General features: G+C 70.7%; 20 protein-coding genes and 1 pseudogene. 13 read left to right on the forward strand and 8 right to left on the reverse strand.

From position 1 onward, the window contains the following. Positions 1-39: 39 nt before the first annotated feature. The gene (locus NIE79_RS22965) at positions 40-411 is read left to right on the forward strand and encodes a hypothetical protein (protein WP_238680523.1); all 372 of its coding nucleotides are present in this window, start codon (positions 40-42) and stop codon (positions 409-411) included. Here NIE79_RS22965 and NIE79_RS22970 read toward each other — a convergent pair. The 3 genes from NIE79_RS22970 to NIE79_RS22980 all read right to left on the reverse strand — a co-directional run bounded on the left by NIE79_RS22970 (position 373) and on the right by NIE79_RS22980 (position 2,442). Continuing rightward, a complete protein-coding gene (locus tag NIE79_RS22970) occupies positions 373-846 on the reverse strand; it encodes a hypothetical protein (protein WP_238680524.1) in 474 nt (157 codons plus the stop codon). The genes NIE79_RS22965 and NIE79_RS22970 overlap by 39 nt on opposite strands. 75 nt (positions 847-921) lie before the next feature. After that, a complete protein-coding gene (locus NIE79_RS22975) occupies positions 922-1,167 on the reverse strand; it encodes a hypothetical protein (RefSeq protein WP_238680525.1) in 246 nt (81 codons plus the stop codon). 354 nt (positions 1,168-1,521) lie between these two features. Continuing rightward, positions 1,522-2,442: an expansin EXLX1 family cellulose-binding protein gene (locus NIE79_RS22980; RefSeq protein ID WP_238680526.1), complete on the reverse strand. Its 921-nt coding sequence runs from the start codon at positions 2,440-2,442 to the stop codon at positions 1,522-1,524. Between the two features lie 120 nt (positions 2,443-2,562). Here NIE79_RS22980 and NIE79_RS22985 point away from each other — a divergent pair. Next, positions 2,563-2,673 (forward strand): annotated as a pseudogene (locus NIE79_RS22985) (short-chain dehydrogenase); the annotation flags it as partial. 41 nt (positions 2,674-2,714) lie between these two features. Here NIE79_RS22985 and NIE79_RS22990 read toward each other — a convergent pair. Beyond that, positions 2,715-3,086 (reverse strand): hypothetical protein, encoded by a 372-nt coding sequence (locus tag NIE79_RS22990; RefSeq protein ID WP_238680527.1) that lies wholly within the window; start codon positions 3,084-3,086, stop codon positions 2,715-2,717. Between the two features lie 235 nt (positions 3,087-3,321). Between NIE79_RS22990 and NIE79_RS22995 the strand changes: the two genes are divergently transcribed. Both NIE79_RS22995 and NIE79_RS23000 read left to right on the forward strand, forming a co-directional pair. Further along, positions 3,322-4,548 carry an epoxide hydrolase family protein gene (locus tag NIE79_RS22995; protein ID WP_238680528.1) on the forward strand — a complete coding sequence of 409 codons (1,227 nt, stop codon included), beginning with the start codon at positions 3,322-3,324 and terminating at the stop codon, positions 4,546-4,548. Further along, positions 4,549-5,490: a redoxin domain-containing protein gene (locus NIE79_RS23000; RefSeq protein WP_238680529.1), complete on the forward strand. Its 942-nt coding sequence runs from the start codon at positions 4,549-4,551 to the stop codon at positions 5,488-5,490. A 48-nt stretch (positions 5,491-5,538) separates the two neighbouring features. Here the strand turns inward: NIE79_RS23000 and NIE79_RS23005 are convergent, their stop codons facing one another. After that, the gene (locus tag NIE79_RS23005; protein WP_238680530.1) at positions 5,539-6,414 is read right to left on the reverse strand and encodes a transglutaminase domain-containing protein; all 876 of its coding nucleotides are present in this window, start codon (positions 6,412-6,414) and stop codon (positions 5,539-5,541) included. 65 nt (positions 6,415-6,479) lie between these two features. Here NIE79_RS23005 and NIE79_RS23010 point away from each other — a divergent pair, with 65 nt between their 5' ends. Then, positions 6,480-7,064, forward strand: a complete 585-nt coding sequence (locus NIE79_RS23010; RefSeq protein WP_238680531.1) for a GNAT family N-acetyltransferase — start codon at positions 6,480-6,482, stop codon at positions 7,062-7,064. Between the two features lie 146 nt (positions 7,065-7,210). Here NIE79_RS23010 and NIE79_RS23015 read toward each other — a convergent pair whose 3' ends face one another. Further along, complete coding sequence (locus NIE79_RS23015) at positions 7,211-7,801, reverse strand: GrpB family protein (RefSeq protein ID WP_238680532.1); 591 nt, start codon at positions 7,799-7,801, stop codon at positions 7,211-7,213. A 144-nt stretch (positions 7,802-7,945) separates the two neighbouring features. Between NIE79_RS23015 and NIE79_RS23020 the strand changes: the two genes are divergently transcribed. The 4 genes from NIE79_RS23020 to NIE79_RS23035 are packed head-to-tail and all read left to right on the forward strand — an operon-like array spanning position 7,946 to position 11,157. After that, positions 7,946-8,818 carry an AraC family transcriptional regulator gene (locus NIE79_RS23020; protein ID WP_238680533.1) on the forward strand — a complete coding sequence of 291 codons (873 nt, stop codon included), beginning with the start codon at positions 7,946-7,948 and terminating at the stop codon, positions 8,816-8,818. Between the two features lie 20 nt (positions 8,819-8,838). Beyond that, complete coding sequence (locus tag NIE79_RS23025) at positions 8,839-9,171, forward strand: PadR family transcriptional regulator (RefSeq protein WP_238680534.1); 333 nt, start codon at positions 8,839-8,841, stop codon at positions 9,169-9,171. Further along, positions 9,165-10,184 (forward strand): hypothetical protein, encoded by a 1,020-nt coding sequence (locus NIE79_RS23030; RefSeq protein WP_238680535.1) that lies wholly within the window; start codon positions 9,165-9,167, stop codon positions 10,182-10,184. The genes NIE79_RS23025 and NIE79_RS23030 overlap by 7 nt, the downstream gene beginning before the upstream one ends. Before the next feature lie 31 nt (positions 10,185-10,215). Then, on the forward strand, positions 10,216-11,157 hold the full coding sequence (locus tag NIE79_RS23035; RefSeq protein ID WP_238680536.1) for a hypothetical protein: 942 nt from the start codon (positions 10,216-10,218) through the stop codon (positions 11,155-11,157). Between the two features lie 3 nt (positions 11,158-11,160). On the opposite strand, the gene NIE79_RS23040 is transcribed toward NIE79_RS23035, so the two are convergent. After that, positions 11,161-11,658 carry an NUDIX hydrolase gene (locus tag NIE79_RS23040; RefSeq protein ID WP_238680537.1) on the reverse strand — a complete coding sequence of 166 codons (498 nt, stop codon included), beginning with the start codon at positions 11,656-11,658 and terminating at the stop codon, positions 11,161-11,163. A 175-nt stretch (positions 11,659-11,833) separates the two neighbouring features. Between NIE79_RS23040 and NIE79_RS23045 the strand changes: the two genes are divergently transcribed. The 4 genes from NIE79_RS23045 (at position 11,834) to npdG (ending at position 15,279) form a co-directional block, all read left to right on the forward strand. Beyond that, positions 11,834-12,037 (forward strand): hypothetical protein, encoded by a 204-nt coding sequence (locus NIE79_RS23045; RefSeq protein ID WP_196919025.1) that lies wholly within the window; start codon positions 11,834-11,836, stop codon positions 12,035-12,037. 83 nt (positions 12,038-12,120) lie between these two features. Then, complete coding sequence (locus NIE79_RS23050; protein WP_238680538.1) at positions 12,121-12,954, forward strand: histone; 834 nt, start codon at positions 12,121-12,123, stop codon at positions 12,952-12,954. 80 nt (positions 12,955-13,034) lie between these two features. Next, positions 13,035-14,465, forward strand: coding sequence for an RNB domain-containing ribonuclease (locus NIE79_RS23055; protein ID WP_238680539.1), 1,431 nt, complete (start codon positions 13,035-13,037; stop codon positions 14,463-14,465). A gap of 115 nt (positions 14,466-14,580) precedes the next feature. Beyond that, on the forward strand, positions 14,581-15,279 hold the full coding sequence (gene npdG, locus NIE79_RS23060) for an NADPH-dependent F420 reductase (protein WP_238680540.1): 699 nt from the start codon (positions 14,581-14,583) through the stop codon (positions 15,277-15,279). A gap of 61 nt (positions 15,280-15,340) precedes the next feature. Here npdG and panB read toward each other — a convergent pair whose 3' ends face one another. Next, on the reverse strand, positions 15,341-16,186 hold the full coding sequence (gene panB / locus NIE79_RS23065; RefSeq protein WP_238680541.1) for a 3-methyl-2-oxobutanoate hydroxymethyltransferase: 846 nt from the start codon (positions 16,184-16,186) through the stop codon (positions 15,341-15,343). Between the last annotated feature and the right edge of the window lie 116 nt (positions 16,187-16,302).

Consider the following 16,302-nt stretch of genomic DNA (forward strand, 5'->3'; position numbering starts at 1 on the left):
CCACGCTCCTCTGTCCATCTTCCTGCGACGATCTGGTACATGACTCGACGACGCGCGGACACCTTGGCGAATGCGGTCGGTCTCGTGACGCTCGGCTTCGGTGTGGTGTTGACGGCCATGCCACGACGCGGCGCGGCAGCCCTCGGATTGGGTGATCGCCCCGTCCTGGCCCGAGCGGTTGGTTTGACTGATCTCGTCGTCGGTTCCGGCGTCTTGTGTGGGCACCCCCGTTGGCCGTGGATGGCGGCGCGCGCTGCCGTGAATCTCGCGCTGACCGGCTGCTACGCAGTGGAGGCCATCCGCTCGGACGGTGGCCGACGGGCCTACACGGGAGCGATTGCCATGGCGTCACTCACCGTCGTGGACGCGACCTTAGCCCGTGCCCTGGCGGCCCAGCGTGGCGGGCAGTGACACGCGTACTGCTTCCGTCGGCGAGTGTGTCGTCAACCGCGCACCCCAGTGCTTGTCGAGAAATTCGGTCAGTCCGCTGAGCGGAGCAGCCGTCATGAGCGGGTGATCGTCGGCTTGCGGGGAGAACGCCGCAAGCAACGCCGACCGCAGGTCCGCGCCGAGCAGCGGCAGGACGTAGGGCGCTGAGGAATCGGGGTGGAAGTTCTGCGGGCAGGTGCCGCGCAGGAACATCAGATCGAAGACCCGGCGGCTGGGGCTGCCGAGCTGTGGCTCGTCAACTGTGGTCAGGATCGTCCCCAGCCGAAATCCGGGCGCGGTCGCCGCAAGGCGGTCCAAGAGCTCCGTCTCCTTGCTGTTCCACCACCGTCTGACCTCGTCGTCGGGCACCTCCTCGACGATCGCGACCAGCCACAGCTCTTCAATCCAGCCATCCACTCGTGCATTGTGCCCATGGTCGCTGCCTTCGATTACCGCCTGCCGGTGTCGGCGGAATGGGATGCCGCTCCAGGGTCAGTCAATCGATGCGCTCAGTCGACTGATGACTCGGAGCAGCTCGTCCCGATTGTTTGCGGCCTTGAGCCAGTTCGGCAGCCGCGCCACCAGCGTCATGCCACCCGGCTCCGAGCCCCGCTCCCGAAGTCGAGCGCCGATGTATCCGGACAGGAGGTCAAGGTGGGTGCGGTTGAACGCCCAGAGCGTGTGCCCGCCACAGCACTGGGCCGTCAGCCACAGCGGCAGGTGGAAGAACGGATCCACCGGACCGTTCCAGGACGAGACCGCAGCTCCCCGTGGGGACCAGGACGCTGAGTACGCGCACCCCGGGCACGTGAGTCGACGGGGCCAAAAGGCCACCCACCTGCTGTTGTTCGGCTGCGGGGCGTTGACCGCCCGGTGCCCACAGCGTGGGCAGACGACGTGGATGTCCTCGGCTGCCAGCTCGTACAAACTGACCAACGGATCGCGAAACCGATCCTGCTCGTCGCCCTGGCTTTTGTTCACGACGGAGACTCTCCCTCAGGACGTCGACCAGCGGGGCAGTCCAGCCAGCGCGAACCTCGGCCAGCCGCCGCGTATTGCGGCACCGCGACCGGGTCACTCAAGGCCAAGCGGTCAGCAGCGGGGGCGGTCGAGTGGAGCGGCGGCACCCGCGAGCGCTTCGACGGTCGCCGTCGGTGCGGCCGACTCTGTGGGCGCGGTGGTGGGGCTCGGCGAGGCCGAGGGTGAGCTGCTGGGCGTGGGGGAGGCGCTGGCGAGGGTGGCAGTGCTGCGTTGCAGCTGCTTGGTGACCATCCGAATGCCGGTGGCGGTCGCCTGGCGTCCGTACACGTCGGTGACCCTGATGCTGTACGGCCCGGCGCCGATTCCGCCCTCGATGCTCCAGTGGTTGTCGCTCTGCCGGGCGGCCTTGCGGAAGCCGCCGCCCGGTCCCTTCGCCTCGACCGAGCGGAGTGGGTTGCCGTGGTTGCCGACCTGCACCGCGAACCAGTATTTCGAGGCGCCGCCCTTCATCCGAAAGGTGAGCCCTCCATCGAGCGGCGGGTTCACCACCGCCCGGTACGTCACGGACGCGATGCCCTGCGACCGGTCGGCGATCTTCGTGAACGCCTCGGTGGACAGGTCGATCTTGCTGGGTCCGCAGCCGCCGCACTGGTCCATCACCATGACCCGGACCTTGCCCTTCGGGCCTGTCACCTCCAGGTAACTGCCGCAGGCCGCCGATCCGGAGTACTGGGACGCGCCGAGGGCCACGTAGAGCCGGTCCGCCGGAGGGCCCGGGAAGGAGCAGTTGCCTCCCGAGCGGCCCGCGTCGTAGAAGCTGGCAGTTCCCTTGTGGACGGCGTTGCCCGTCGGCGGCGCGGCGCAGGCCGGGGTGGCGCCGCCGCGGACGGCGAGGGTGATGCCGAGGACGGCGGCCAGGGCGGTGACCCCGGCGCCGGCCAACCAGTGTCTGACCCGTCGACTCGACCGGAGCGTGCCGTTGTTGCCGGCCGGGGTGTCGTTGTCGGGGGCCGTGCCTGGTGCCGTCGTCACGGCGCCTGATGTTGCCGCACCGTCCTGTGGCAGCGCAAAGCCGTCCCACCGATTGTCACTCGCCGGATTGGCGGGGGCGCAATCCGTTGAGGGCGGTGGCGACGACGAGGTCGGCGTATGGTGTACGACCTGGCGTTCGACATCGCCCGTCGGCGGATGGGCACCTGGGCGAGCTGGGAGCAGGTCAGCCGCGCCGCCGAACACGCCGTCGCGGCCCCCGGACACTCATGACCGGCCCAGCCGGGCCAGGCGCGAGCGGCACCCGCCCGCGATCATTCGCCCCAGTCGAGCTGATGGTCGGGTACGCCGACGGTCCGGCCGTGCTCCACGGCGGCCTGTCTTCCCGCGCGGTCACCCTTGGTGTAGCGGAAAACGCGCCCCGGAAAGACGACGACGTGGTCATCGCCGACCTCGAAGTCCGCGTACCAGCCTTGATCGCTCACCAGGGCCCCGGCGAGCGCCACTGCCACCTCGTCGGCTGCTTCGTCGGGTGCCTCGAAATCCAGGAAGGTCCAGACACTCGGCTGTTGAGCCGACGTTGAGCCAGATACGTCATGTCGGCCCACTCGAACGACGTGGAGCGACGGTATGCGCACGTCGATGCCGACACGGAGGCTCTCGGTCAGTAATCGCCCTCGCAACATCGACCGACCTTCTCATGTGGACCGCATGCGGAGAACACCCTGATGGCCGGTGTGGCGACGGATGTCCGGCAGGCCGCTGAGCAAGTGTCAACTTCACCAACCATCGCGGTCGGCCAACACTAGGCTCCGAGATATGGCGGCGGCGTGCCCATCGTTGGCACATAAGTCCGGGCAGAGCCTTTCACCCCATGATTTCTCCTCGCGAGGCGCAAACCTAGACGGAGAGGAAACACGCATGGCTGTCAAAACCAAGACTCGTCCGGGCACCACGGAGATTCGGCCCTTCTCGGTCGACATTCCTCAGGCCGACCTTGATGACCTGAAGAGGCGCATCAAGGCCACTCGTTGGCCGGACAAGGAAACGGTGGACGACCAGTCGCAGGGAGTGCCACTCGCGACCATTCAGGCCGTCGCCCGCTACTGGGAGAAAGAGTACGACTGGCGCAAGGTCGAGGCGCGGCTGAACTCGGTACCGCAGTTCATGACCGCCATCGACGGGGTGGACATCCACTTCATCCACGTGCGCTCGAAGCACGAGGACGCGCTGCCGCTCATCGTCACCCACGGGTGGCCGGGGTCGGTGATCGAGCAGATGAAGATCATCGAGCCGCTCACCGACCCGACGGCGCACGGCGGGAGCGCGTCGGACGCCTTCCACCTGGTGATCCCGTCGCTGCCCGGCCACGGCTTCTCCGGCAAGCCGACCGAGTCGGGGTGGAACCCGCAGAAGATCGCGACCGCCTGGACGGAGCTGATGAAGCGGCTCGGCTACGACCGGTTCGTCGCGCAGGGCGGCGACTGGGGCGCTGTCATCGTCGACCAGATGGGCATCCAGGCGCCCCCGGAACTGCTCGGCATCCACACCAACATGCCCGGTGCGATCCCACCGGAGATCGACCTGCTGTTCCAGGGCGACACCACCGGCGCGAACAACGCCATGGGCTCGCTGCCATCCGGGCTCTCCGACGACGAGATGCGTGCCGCCGAGGAGGCCAACTACGTCTGGAAACACGTCGCGTACGCCCTCATGATGGCGACACGTCCGCAGACCCTGACCGGGTTGGCGGATTCTCCGGTCGGCCTGGCGTCCTTCCTGCTCGACCACGACGCGAAGAGTCTGGCCCTGATCGCGCAGGCCTTCGACGGGGCTAAAGCGGGCCTCACCCGCGACGACATCCTGGACAACATCTCGCTCTACTGGTTGACGAACACAGCGGTCTCCGCGTCCCGTCTCTACGCGGAGAACAAGCTCTCGTTCTTCGCCGCCAAGGGCGTGAACGTCCCGGTCGCCGTGAGCGTCTTCCCCGACGAGCTGTACGAGGCGCCGCAGAGCTGGGCCGAGCAGGCGTACTCCAACCTCATCTACTACAACAAGCTCGACGTGGGCGGGCACTTCGCGGCCTGGGAACAGCCGAAGATCTTCTCCGAAGAGCTTCGCACCGCCTTCCGGTCGCTGCGCTAGATGGCAGTGCACCTGCCCCCGCTGAACGGGGCGGCCGAGTGGCTCAACTCCGAGCCGCTCGGCCCCGCCGACCTGGGTGGGCGCGTCGTCCTGGTCAACTTCTGGACGCTGACCTGCATCAACTGGTTGCGCCAGGAGCCGTACGTGCGTGCCTGGTCGCAGGCCTACCGCGATGACGGGCTGGTCGTCCTCGGTGTGCACACCCCGGAGTTCGAATTCGAGCACGAGGTCGACTGGGTGCGGCGGGCGGTGGCGGCCCGATCGATCGACTACCCGGTGGCTGTCGACAACGACTACGCGATCTGGCGCGCCTTCGCCAACAACTACTGGCCGGCGCTCTACTTCGTCGACACCGACGGCGTCATCCGCGACGACCACTTCGGCGAGGGACGCTACGAGCAGTCCGAGCGGGTGCTCCAGCAACTGCTCGGCATCGAGCGGGAACCCGTACCCGTCAAGGGGCTCGGCCCGGAGGCGGAGGCCGACTGGAACAACCTGCGGACGCCCGAGACGTACCTCGGTTTCAGTCGCGGCGACCACTTCGCGTCGCCGAACGGCCCCGCGCTCGACGAACGCCGCGCCTACCAGGTGCCGGAGAGCCTCGGCCTGAACCAGTGGGCGCTGGCGGGGGAGTGGACGATCGGGTCGGAGAACGTCGTGCTGGACGGGGCCGGCGGCGGCATCGCCTTCCGGTTCCACGCCCGCGACGCGCATCTCGTGCTGGCCCCCGGGGCGGGACAGCCGATTCCGTTCCGCGTGTCGCTCGACGGCGCGGCTCCCGGCCCGTCACACGGCGTCGACGTCGACGCCGATGGCAACGGCGTACTCCAGGACGGCCGGCTCTACCAGCTCGTCCGCCAGGACGGCACGGTCCGGGAGCGGACCCTGGAGATCACGTTCGGCGAGCCCGGCGCCGAGGCGTACGCCTTCACCTTCGGGTAGGGCGTGTGTCGAATCCCCTGGCCGGGCTTCGACACACGCCTGGCCCGCTCAGCGGCGCAGGTCGACCATGCTGACGGTGCCGGAGACCGGCGAGACGCTTTCCACCCGGAAGCCGGGGCGCAGCCGGGCGTCGCTGGCATACCGGTCGGCGAGCGCCTTCTCCGCGGCCTCGTCGCCGTCGTCGGCGGCGAGCAGCAACGCGGCGATCTCGTCCACGAGAGTGAGGTCGGCGGTGGCGACGTCGTCGGTCATCGCGTCGAGGCTGTCCCAGAGCAGCAGCTCGTCCTTCTGCCGGTGGGCCAGCTCCAGCAGGACGTAGTCGTGGATGAACCAGTCGCCTCGGATCGGCAGCTCCGGGCTCACGCCGTAGACGTCCGGATCGATCGCCCCGGCCCGGTACGCCGACCACACCCGCGATGCCGAGTCGAAGAGGCCGGCCTTCGGGTCGATGTCATAGCCGTCGAACCCCCAGTCGCCGGCCGGGTCGAGCTCCGGGTCGGCCCACACCCACCGGTCGCCGTTCCAGTACTCCACCAGGACGTGGTCGTGGTGCCAGCCGGGCACGAAGTACGAGGCGAAGCCGACCCGGCTGCGGCTGGGAATGCCGTGCTGACGGAGGATCGCGATCGACAACAGGGCGTGGTCCCGGCAGCAGCCGGCCACCCGTTCGGCTGCCGGACGCCCGGTCGTGAGAGGCACCGGAAATCGGGACTGGTCGGTGTCGAGGATGAGGTCCACCCAGCGGCGGTTCACCTCGTCCAGCCTGTCGTCGGGCAGCTCGACGCCGCCGGCCCGGTAGTGGACGATCACGTTGCGGGCGGTCGCCGCCACTGTGGGGAAGTCGGCCGCGACGGCGTCGACAAGCCGTCCGTGCCGGCCGGGGTCGCTGTAGGGGGAGTGTCTCCCGTAGTCATCGAGGTCCATGGGGCCAGTCTCCGGTCTACCACGGGGTCAGGGTCAACGCGCTTCTCCGGATAGCATCGACTGCTGTGACAACGCCTGAGATCACCATCGCCACCCCGGCGGACCGCTCTGCGGTGGTCGGTTCGCTGGTCGCCGCGTTCGTCAAGGATCCCATCCTGCGGCACCTGTTCCCGGACGAGGAGACCTATCCGCGGTACGCCGCCACCTTCTTCGGGCACCTCTTCGACAAGCGGGTGCACCGGTCGTCGATCTTTACGATCGGCGGAGGCGCGTCGACCGCCATCTGGGAGCCTCCGGCCGGGCAACCGGCTGCGCCGGTCGCCAGCCACGGGTCGCGGGAGGAAGCGGGATATCCCGCCGACGTGTCGACTCGGGTTGAGAGCTACGACCAGGCCGTGCACGACGCCCTGCCGACGTTCCCGTTCTGGTACCTCGGCGTTGTGGGCACCCACCCGAACAGCGCCGGACGCGGTTGGGGCCGTGTCGTCATGCGGGCCGGGCTGGATCGCGCCTCCGCAGAGGGACTGCCGGCGATCCTGGAGACCAGCAACCCGGGCAACGTCGAGCTGTACCGCCGCGGCGGCTGGGAGGTGGTCGGCTCCATGGCCGAGCCCGTGCCCACCTGGTTCATGCAGCAGCCGCCGCGCTGAGAAGCCACGCTCGGCGGTGACTCGCGACCCGTTCCGCTGGCTGGCCGGCCTGCGTCCACGTTCCGCCGCCAGATCTTGGACAGTTTCCGTTAGCTGGTAACGGAAACTGTCCAAGATCTACGCGTGGCGTCGCCGACGTGAGGTCATCAGGCGGCGAAGATGCGCGCGTAGATCTCGTCGATGACGTCGTTCTTCGCCAGGCTGTAGTCGCGGGGCCGGTGCGCGGTGTCCCGCGCGAGGCGGCGCTTGGTCGCTGCGTACCGCTCCCGGTCGTGCGGATGCGCGCGCAGCCAGTCGCGGAACAGCCGGTGCCGGACCGGTTCCGGCGCACCCTGCGGCCAGACGTGCAGGTTGACGTCCTCGGCGGGGCTGAGAAGCATCCGGTGCCCGTGCCACCAGGGCTCCCGCAGGACGAGCCGGAACCCGAGCCGCTCCAGGGCCGGGAGATAGCTGGGCTCCTCGGCGGTGTCCTCGATGACGAGGTCGATGTCGATGACGGGCTTGGCCGCCAGCCCCGGCACCGCCGTCGACCCGACGTGTTCCAGGCTGATGATCAGATCACCCAGCACCTCGGTGAGCGACGACCGGACGGCGACGAACCGCTGCGCCCAGGACCCGTCGTACTCCTCGATGACGACCGACTCCCACGTCCGCGGTGGCTCGCCCACGAGACCGGCGTCCACCTGTTCGGGGGTGCCGTGGAAGCGCTGTACGACGTCCTGCGGATACTCGGCCACGTCCAACCTCCTCGGGAAGCAAAGTCCGCCAGGCTACGACACGACGGCCGGTGCGGCCGCACCCGACCGATGCGGGCATCGGATGTCGGGTGGGCGACCGACCCCGCGACCTAGCGTCAGTGCTCGAAAGGGAAGGAGGCCCGGGTGCTGGATCGGCTCAACGAGGCCATGGCGTACATCGAGCGTCACCTCGACCAGAAGATCGAGGTGGCCGAGCTGGCGCGGATCGCGCTGACGTCGGAGTACCACTTCCGGCGGCTGTTCTCCGCGCTGGCCGGGATGCCGCTGTCGGAGTACATCCGTCGGCGTCGGCTCACCGTCGCCGGTGCGGACGTGCTGGCGGGGGAGCGGACGTTGCTCGACGTCGCTGTGCACTACGGCTACGGCTCGGCGGAGGCGTTCGCCCGGGCGTTCCACGCCGTGCACGGCGTGGGCCCCGGAGAAGCCCGGCGTACGGGGGCAGCGTTGCGCGCCCAGCCCCGGATGTCCTTCCGACTCACAGTCGAAGGGAGCGGCAGCATGGAGTACCGGATCGTCGACAAGGACGCGTTCGCGCTGGTGGGGCGCAAGGCCCGGGTCCCGCTGGTGCACGAGGGGATGAACCCGTCGATCGTCGCGTTCATCCGGAGCATCGACAAGGAGACGACCGAGCGGATCGAGGCGCTCTCCGATCAGGAGCCGAAGGGGATCGTCAACGTCAGCGACAACCTCGCCGACAGCCGGCAGGAGGGCACCGAGCTGGACTACTGGCACGGGGTGGTGACCAATGCCGCGCCGCCGGAGGACCTGGACGCGCTGCCGGTGCGGGCCGGGTCGTGGGCGGTGTTCACCACCTCCGGTGCGTTTCCGCAGGCGGTGCAGTACCTGTGGCGTGACGTGTTCACCCAGTGGTTCCCGTCCAACCCGTACCGCAGCCGACCCGGACCGGAGATCTCCCGGGTGCGGGTGTCGGCGGACGGCACCCAGGCGGACGCCGAGCTGTGGATTCCCGTCGAACGGGTACCCACCCCTATGTAGAGTTCCGATACAGTGGCCGGATGCGGATGACGATTCCGGTCGCGAAGGTGCTCGCGGCGCTGCTCGCCGAGCCCGACGAGCAGCGCTACGGGCTCGACCTGATGCGGTTGACAGGCCTGCCCAGCGGCACCCTCTACCCGGTGCTGCACCGGTTGCAGGGGGCCGGCTGGCTGGCCGCCGACTGGGAGACGATCGATCCCGTCGCGGCCGGGCGGCCGGCCCGCCGCTACTACCGGCTCACCGCTGAGGGCGTGACGCAGGCCCGCCAGGCGCTCGCCGACCTGCGGGCAGCGATCCCCGACGGCCGTCGCTCGTGGGGCGGCACCGAGCCCACCGGGGCGCCGGCGTGGTGACCCGCCGGGCCGCCGAGCTGCTGTTGGAGTTGGCCGCGCGCCGCTGGCCGACCGAGGTCCGCGACGACCTGCGCCGCGAGTGGGCCGCCGAGCTGCACGTGCTCGCCGAGAGCGGGCGCCGGAGGAAGATGGTCGGCTTCGCGGTGAGCCTGGCCGTCAGCCGCGCCGGCGCACCGATCGTCGACCGCACCCTGATGCGCGGTCGGGTCGGCCGCACCGCCGCCGCACTACTGCTGTCCCCGATCGCCTGCGCCGGGATCGTGGCCGTCAGTGGGTTGGCGATGTTTTCCATCTACAACTGGTTGATGTTTCGGGCAAGTTGGGCGGAGCGGGCGCAAAAGCCGATCTGGGCGGCGTTCACCATCGTGCTGGCGGTCGTGCTGGCGGTGTTCGCTGCCCGCTGGGCCAGACACAACGCACTCGACGGCCCACTGCGCATTGCGCTCGGCGTGGTGCTCCCGGTCGGTGCGGCCGTCATCCTGTTCATGTACGTCACCAACGCCGAGGGCCTGGCCGGCGCCGTGCCCGGTCTGCTGCTCTGGTTGGCCGGCCTGACCCTCGCTCTGTGGGCCGCGGCGAGCCTCGCCGCCCGCGGTCGCCTCCGCGCCGCCTGGTGGGCGGGCGTCCTCGGCGCACTCGTCGCCGCGGACCTCGCGGTGATCCTCGCCGTCGTCGACACGTACCCCGGCGCAATCGGCGCTGGGCCGACGATCGAGGCGCGGGAGAGCGTCGACCCGATCTCCGCGCCGCTGTGGCTCTTCGCCTGCTGGACGAACTGGAACTTCGGCCTGCCTCGACCGATCGAGTGGGAGATCTTCCTGATCACCAACCGGGTGCTGGTGGAACCCATGCTCTACCTGGCCTGCATGCCGTACGCGCTCGCGTACACCATCCGGGCGGCCCGGTCGGCGCCCACCGCGCCGGTCGCTCTGGTCCAGACGCGCAGCGCCACGGGCTGGACATACAAGGCCAGTGGAAAGCCCCATCGGGGTCCTCGAGCGGCGAACGGGTGAGGACAACGGGAGCAACCACCGGAGCGCCGGCATGGTGAGCCGCCGGATCGCTGAGCTGTTGCTGGAGTTGGCCGCGCGCCGCTGGCCGGCCGACGTTCGCGACGACCTGCGCCGCGAGTGGGCCGCCGAGCTGCACGTGCTCGCCGAGAGCGGGCGCCGGAGGAAGATGGTCGGCTTCGCGGTGAGCCTTGCCGTCAGCCGCGCCGGCGCACCGATCGTCGACCGCACCCTGATGCGCGGTCGGGTCGGCCGCACCGCCGCCGCGTTGCTGCTGTCCCCGCTCGCCTGCGCCGCGATCGTGTTCGCCAGCGCAGTGCTGATGAACGTGGTCCTGAACTGGCTGCGGCTGCCGCCGCAGTTCCAGCTGCCGCTCTGGTCGTTGTCGATCGCCGGGCTGGCAGTGTTCCTGGCGCTGCACGCCGCACGATGGGCCCGGCGCACCGCACTCGGCGGCCCGCTGCGCATCGCGCTCGGAGTGGTGCTCCCGATCGGTGCGGTCGTGGCCCTGGGCGTGTACAGCCTCAATACCGGCGGCATCGTCGCCGCGGCACCCGGTCTGCTGCTCTGGCTGGCCGGCCTGACACTTGTCCTCTGGGCCGCGGCGACCCTCAGCGCCCGAGGGCGGGTCCGGGCGGCCTGGTGGCTGGGCGTCCTCGGTGCGCTCGTCGTCGCCGACCTCGCCGTGATCCTCTTCGTGGTCGGAAACATCCCCGGCTCCGCCCCGGTGATCGAGGGCACGGCGGGGGACGCCGTCGACCGGATCTCGGCACCGCTGTGGCTCTTCGCCTGCTGGACCGACTGGAACTTCGGTCTGCCCCGACCCACCCGTTGGGAGATCTTCCTCATCACCGACGAGGTGCTTGTGGAACCGATGTTCTACCTGGCCTGCTCGCCGTACGCGCTCGCGTACGCCATCCGGGCGGCCCGGTCGGCGCCCACCGAGCCGGTCGCCCTCGCGCCGAACCCGGCGTGAACCTCAGTCGGGTACGTCGTCCCACGTCGTACCCGGCTCCAGGTAACCGGCCAGCTGGTTCTCGCGCAGCGCGTACGCGATGACCAGCAGGGCGTGCTTGTCCAGCTCGGGCAGCCGGTCCAGCGGGAACCACCGCACGGCCAACGACTCGTCGTCGTTGACCCGGGCGGTGCCGGCCACCAGTCGGCACAGGAACCCCAGGTTCAGGTATTCGCAGCGGTCCCCATTCGGGTACGTGTGCGGGTGCGACACGGCGCTGGACATCCGCACCGGCGTCACCTCCAGGCCCGTCTCCTCGCGCACCTCGCGGACCAGCGCGGTGGCCGGCTGCTCGCCCGGCTCGACGAAACCGCTGATCACCGACCAGCGCCCGTCGTCGGAGCGCTGGCCGAGCAGCAGCTCACCGGCGTCGTTGCGGACCACCGCACTGACACTCGGCAGCCAGAGCAGGTCGTGACCGACGTGCTTGCGCAAGCCCACGATGTAGTCCGGTGTCGCCATCCGGCGATCATAGATGTGTCCTGCAGCGAGGCTCACCTGCGCATCTTCTGGTGTTCCAGTCCTACGCGTTTCGCCATTTCGGCCCGACGAACGCAATGCATATCTACTGTGGAGATCGTCGGCGACTTGTGCGATCCGGTGGCGGCCGGCCGGTTCGCGGTGCACAGTGATTCCCATGAGCGACAGCGAACGCGGTGGGCAGTTCTACTGGTGCACCCGGCATCACCGGGTCGAGACGGACGCCAACGTGTGTCCGGCGAAGCACGTTCTCGGCCCGTACGACTCGGCGGCCGACGCGGAGAACGCCCTGCAACGAGTGCAGGAGCGGAACGAGGCGTGGGATGCCGAGGACGCTCGTTGGGCCGGGGAGGACAGATAGGCGGCGCGGGACGGCTCGCGCCGAGGTATTTCGTGCTCCGCGAGGACGCACGCGAGAGCACGTCCCCCGAGGAGGGAACCACGATGGCCGAAGCACAGCAGGCCACCAAGCGCCCGGCCGCCCGACGCACCACCGCGAAGAAGACCGCCGCGGCGGAGCGGAACACGGCGGCGAGCCGGACCACCCCCGTGCGCAAGTCCACCGCGGCCGCCGCGAAGGCACCGGCTCGCAAGGCCGCCGGCGGGGCGGGCCGCGCCCCGGCCAGGAAGACCACCACGGCGGCCACGAAGGCCCCCGCGAAGAAGGCCACGACCAAGACCACCGCCGCGGCCAAGAAGGCCCCCGCGAAGGCATCGACCACCACCCGCAAGACGACCACCGCCGCCAAGCGGGCCCCGGCGTCGACCGCGCGCAAGACGACCACCGCCGCGAAGAAGACCACCGGTACGACGAAGAAGACGGTGAGCGCGGCGAAGAAGACCACCGCCTCGGCGACGAAGAAGACCACTACCGCGGCGAAGGCCCCGGCGCGCAAGACCACCACCGCCGCCAAGGCCTCGGCGCGCAAGACCACCACCGCGGCGAAGGCCCCGGCGCGGAAGGTGGCGACCAAGGCGTCCGCCGCCAAGAAGACAGCGACGAAGAAGACGGCCGCGGCGAAGAAGACCGCGTCGACCCGCCCCAGCGGCGGCGCGCGCAAGGCTCCGGCCAAGAAGGCCCCGGCCGCGAAGGCGACGGGTACCTCGTCGACCACCGCCCGCAAGGCGGCGGCGAAGAAGGCCCCGGCGAAGAAGACCGTCGCGGCCAAGGCGCCAGCCCGCAAGGTGACCGCCCGCAAGTCTCCGGCCCGCCCGGTCGCCGCCCGAGCCACCGCCCCCAGGGGTGCCCGCAGCGCCGCCCGCAAGGCGACCGGCTGAGCGCGGACCACCCCCTCGCCGGCCGGATTTCCGGCCGGTCACCGGAAGCGGATCACCCGTGGCGCTGTCAGGATTGACCCGTGGTCATCCGACGCGTACTCGCGCCCCGCATCGACTTCGGCGCGTTGCGCCGCGAGCTCGGCCTGCCCGAGGAGTTTCCGGCCGACGCCCAGCGTGAAGCCGACGAGGCGGCTGCGGCACCGCCGCAGCCGCCCGTCGACAGCACCGACATACCGTTCGTCACTGTCGACCCCGCCAGCTCGCGGGACCTGGACCAGGCGATGCACCTCAGCCGCCGCCCGGGTGGGGGCTACCGGGTGCGGTACGCGATCGCCGACGTCGCCGCGCACGTCACCCCCGGTGGCGCGTTGGAGGCGGAGACGTGGCGGCGGGGGCAGACCATCTACCTGCCCGACGGGAACGTGCCGCTGCACCCGCACACCCTCAGCGAGGGCGCCGCCAGCCTGCTGCCCGACGACGACCGGGCCGCTGTGGTCTGGACCATCGACCTGGACGCCGACGGCGGCACCGTGGCCGTCGAGCTGGAACGCGCCCTGGTCCGCAGCCGCGCCAAACTCGACTACACAGGGGTGCAGGCGGCAGCCGAGGCCGGGCGGCTACCCGACCCGATCGCGCTGCTGCCGGAGATCGGCGACCGGCTGACCGCGCGTGGGTTGCGGCGCGGCGCCATCAACCTGCCGCTGCCCGAGCAGGATCTGGAGCCCGACGGTGAGGGCTGGCGGCTGGTGCTGCGCGCGCCTGCGCCGATGGAAGAGCACAACGCGCAGATCTCCCTGCTGACCGGGATGGCCGCCGCCGACATCATGCTGGCCGGCCGGGTGGGCCTGCTGCGGACGATGCCGGCGCCCAAGCCGGAGGCGGTGCAGCGACTGCGGGCCGCCGCCGCGCCGCTGGGCGTGCACTGGCCGGACGACGTGGGCCCCGGGCAGGTCATCGCCGGTCTGGACGCCGCCCAGCCGCGCGCCGCCGCGTTCATCGACCAGGCGGCAGAGCTGATGCGCGGTGCCGCGTACACCGCCTTCGACGGGGAGCTGCCGGAGCAGCCGGAACATGGTGGCGTGGCGGCCGCGTACGCCCACGTGACGGCCCCGTTGCGGCGACTGGCCGACCGGTACGCCACCGAGGTCTGCCTGGCCCTGCACGCGGGTCAGCCGGTGCCCGACTGGGCCCGCGCCGCGTTGCCCCGGCTGCCCGAGGTGATGGCGAGCACCGACCGGGTCGCCTCGGCGGCCGCTCGTGGCGCCGTCGAGTTGGCCGAGGCAGCGGTGCTGGAGCATCGGGTGGGCGAAACCTTCGACGCGGCCGTCCTCGACGTCGACGCACCGCCCAACGGCAAGTCCCGGCCCCGACCGCCCGGTGGCACCGTCGCGCTGGACGCCCCGCCGGTACGCGCCCGCTGCCTCGGCCAACTGCCGCTCGGCGAACGGGTCCGGGTCCGCCTGGTCACCGCCGACCCGGCGGCCCGTACCGTCCTGTTCGAGCTGGCCTGACCGGGCCGCCGGCCCTGGCCCTGTTCTCGCCCGCTGGCACTGTCGTTCACCGCAGCGGGGATTCTCACAGCGCTCGGCGCTGCTGACGGACCGAGCGGTTTGCGAGGATGAGGCCATGGCATACGACGCGAGCACGCTGCCCGACGTGTCCGGGCTGACGGTCGGCATCATCGGCGGCACCGGCGACCAGGGGCGGGGCCTCGCCTACCGGTTCGCGAGGGCCGGCCAGACGGTGCTGATCGGATCCCGGTCGGCTGAGCGGGCCGCCGAGTCCGCAGCCGAGATCGCCGCCCTGCCCGGGGTGCCGCCCGGCGGCAGCGTCACCGGCGCGGCCAACGACGAGGTGGCCCGACGCAGCGACGTGGTGATCATCGCGGTGCCGTGGGACGGGCACGCCGCCACCGTCGCTGCCCTCGCCGAGCCGCTCGCCGGCCGGATCGTCGTCGACTGCGTCAACCCGCTCGGCTTCGACAAGCAGGGCCCCTACGCGCTGACCGTCGCCGAGGGCAGCGCGGTGCAGCAGGCCGCCGCGCTGCTGCCCGACTCCCGGGTCTGCGCCGCGTTCAACCACGTGAGCGCTCCGCTGCTGGCCGACCCCGAGGTCGACCGGATCGACCTGGACGTGCTGATCTGCACCGAGGACCGCGAGCTGGTCGACATCGTCGGTGCGCTCGCCGCCCGGATCCCCGGCATGCGGGGCATCTACGCCGGCCGGTTGCGCAACGCCCACCAGATCGAGGCGTTCACCGCCAACCTGATCGCCATCAACAAGCGCTACAAGGCGCACGCCGGCATCCGCGTCACCGATCTCTGACCCGAGCGGCGTGATCCACTCCGATTTCGGCAGAGCCGAGTGGATCACGCCGTGCTCGGCCCTAGAAGGTGTGTTCGGCGGCGGGGAACTCACCGCCGCGGACCTCGTCGGCGAAACGGCGGGTGGCGTCGGTGAGAGCACCGGCCAGATCCGCGTACCGCTTGACGAAACGGGGCGCCTTGCCGGTCCGCAGGCCGGCCATGTCCTGCCAGACCAGCACCTGCGCGTCGGTGTCCGGGCCCGCGCCGATGCCCACGGTGGGGATCGGCAGCTCGTGGGTGATCCGCTTGGCCACCTCGCCGGGCACCATCTCCAACACCACGGCGAACGCGCCCGCCTCCACCACCGCCCGCGCGTCGGCCAGCACCTCGTCGGCGGCGTCGCCGCGGCCCTGCACGCGGTAGCCGCCCAGGGTGTGCTCGCTCTGCGGGGTGAAACCGATGTGCGCCATCACCGGAATGCCGGCGCCGACGATCGCGGCGATCTGCGCGGCGTTGCGGCGGCCACCCTCCAGCTTCACCGCGTGACAGCCACCCTCCTTCATGAACCGGACGGCGGTGCGCAGCGCCTGGGCCGGGCCCTCCTCGTACGAGCCGAACGGCAGGTCACCGACGATCAGCGCCTGCCGGGTCGCCCGCACCACGGCCCGGACCAGCGGAAGCAGCTCGTCGGCGGTGATCGGCAGGGTGGTCTCGTAGCCGAACACGTTGTTGGCGGCCGAGTCGCCGACCAGCAGCACCGGAACACCGGCCTGGTCGAAGATCGACGCCGTGTACTGGTCGTACGAGGTGAGCATCGGCCAGCGCTCGCCGCGCTCCTTGGCAGCCATCAGGTCGCGGGTGCGGACCCGTCGGGTGGCCGGGCCGCCGTACAACGCGGTCACCTCGTGCGGAGTGGACTCCGTCATCTCTGTCTCCCTTCCTCGAGGCCGCCTGCGCGGTCCCCGGGTTCCGTCGCGATCGTCGCACCGCGAGGCGGGCTGACGGCAGGGCCCAGTGCAAGATGTCACTCCACCAGCGCGGA

Source organism: Micromonospora trifolii, from assembly GCF_022229005.1.
GTDB classification, from domain to species: domain Bacteria; phylum Actinomycetota; class Actinomycetes; order Mycobacteriales; family Micromonosporaceae; genus Micromonospora; species Micromonospora trifolii.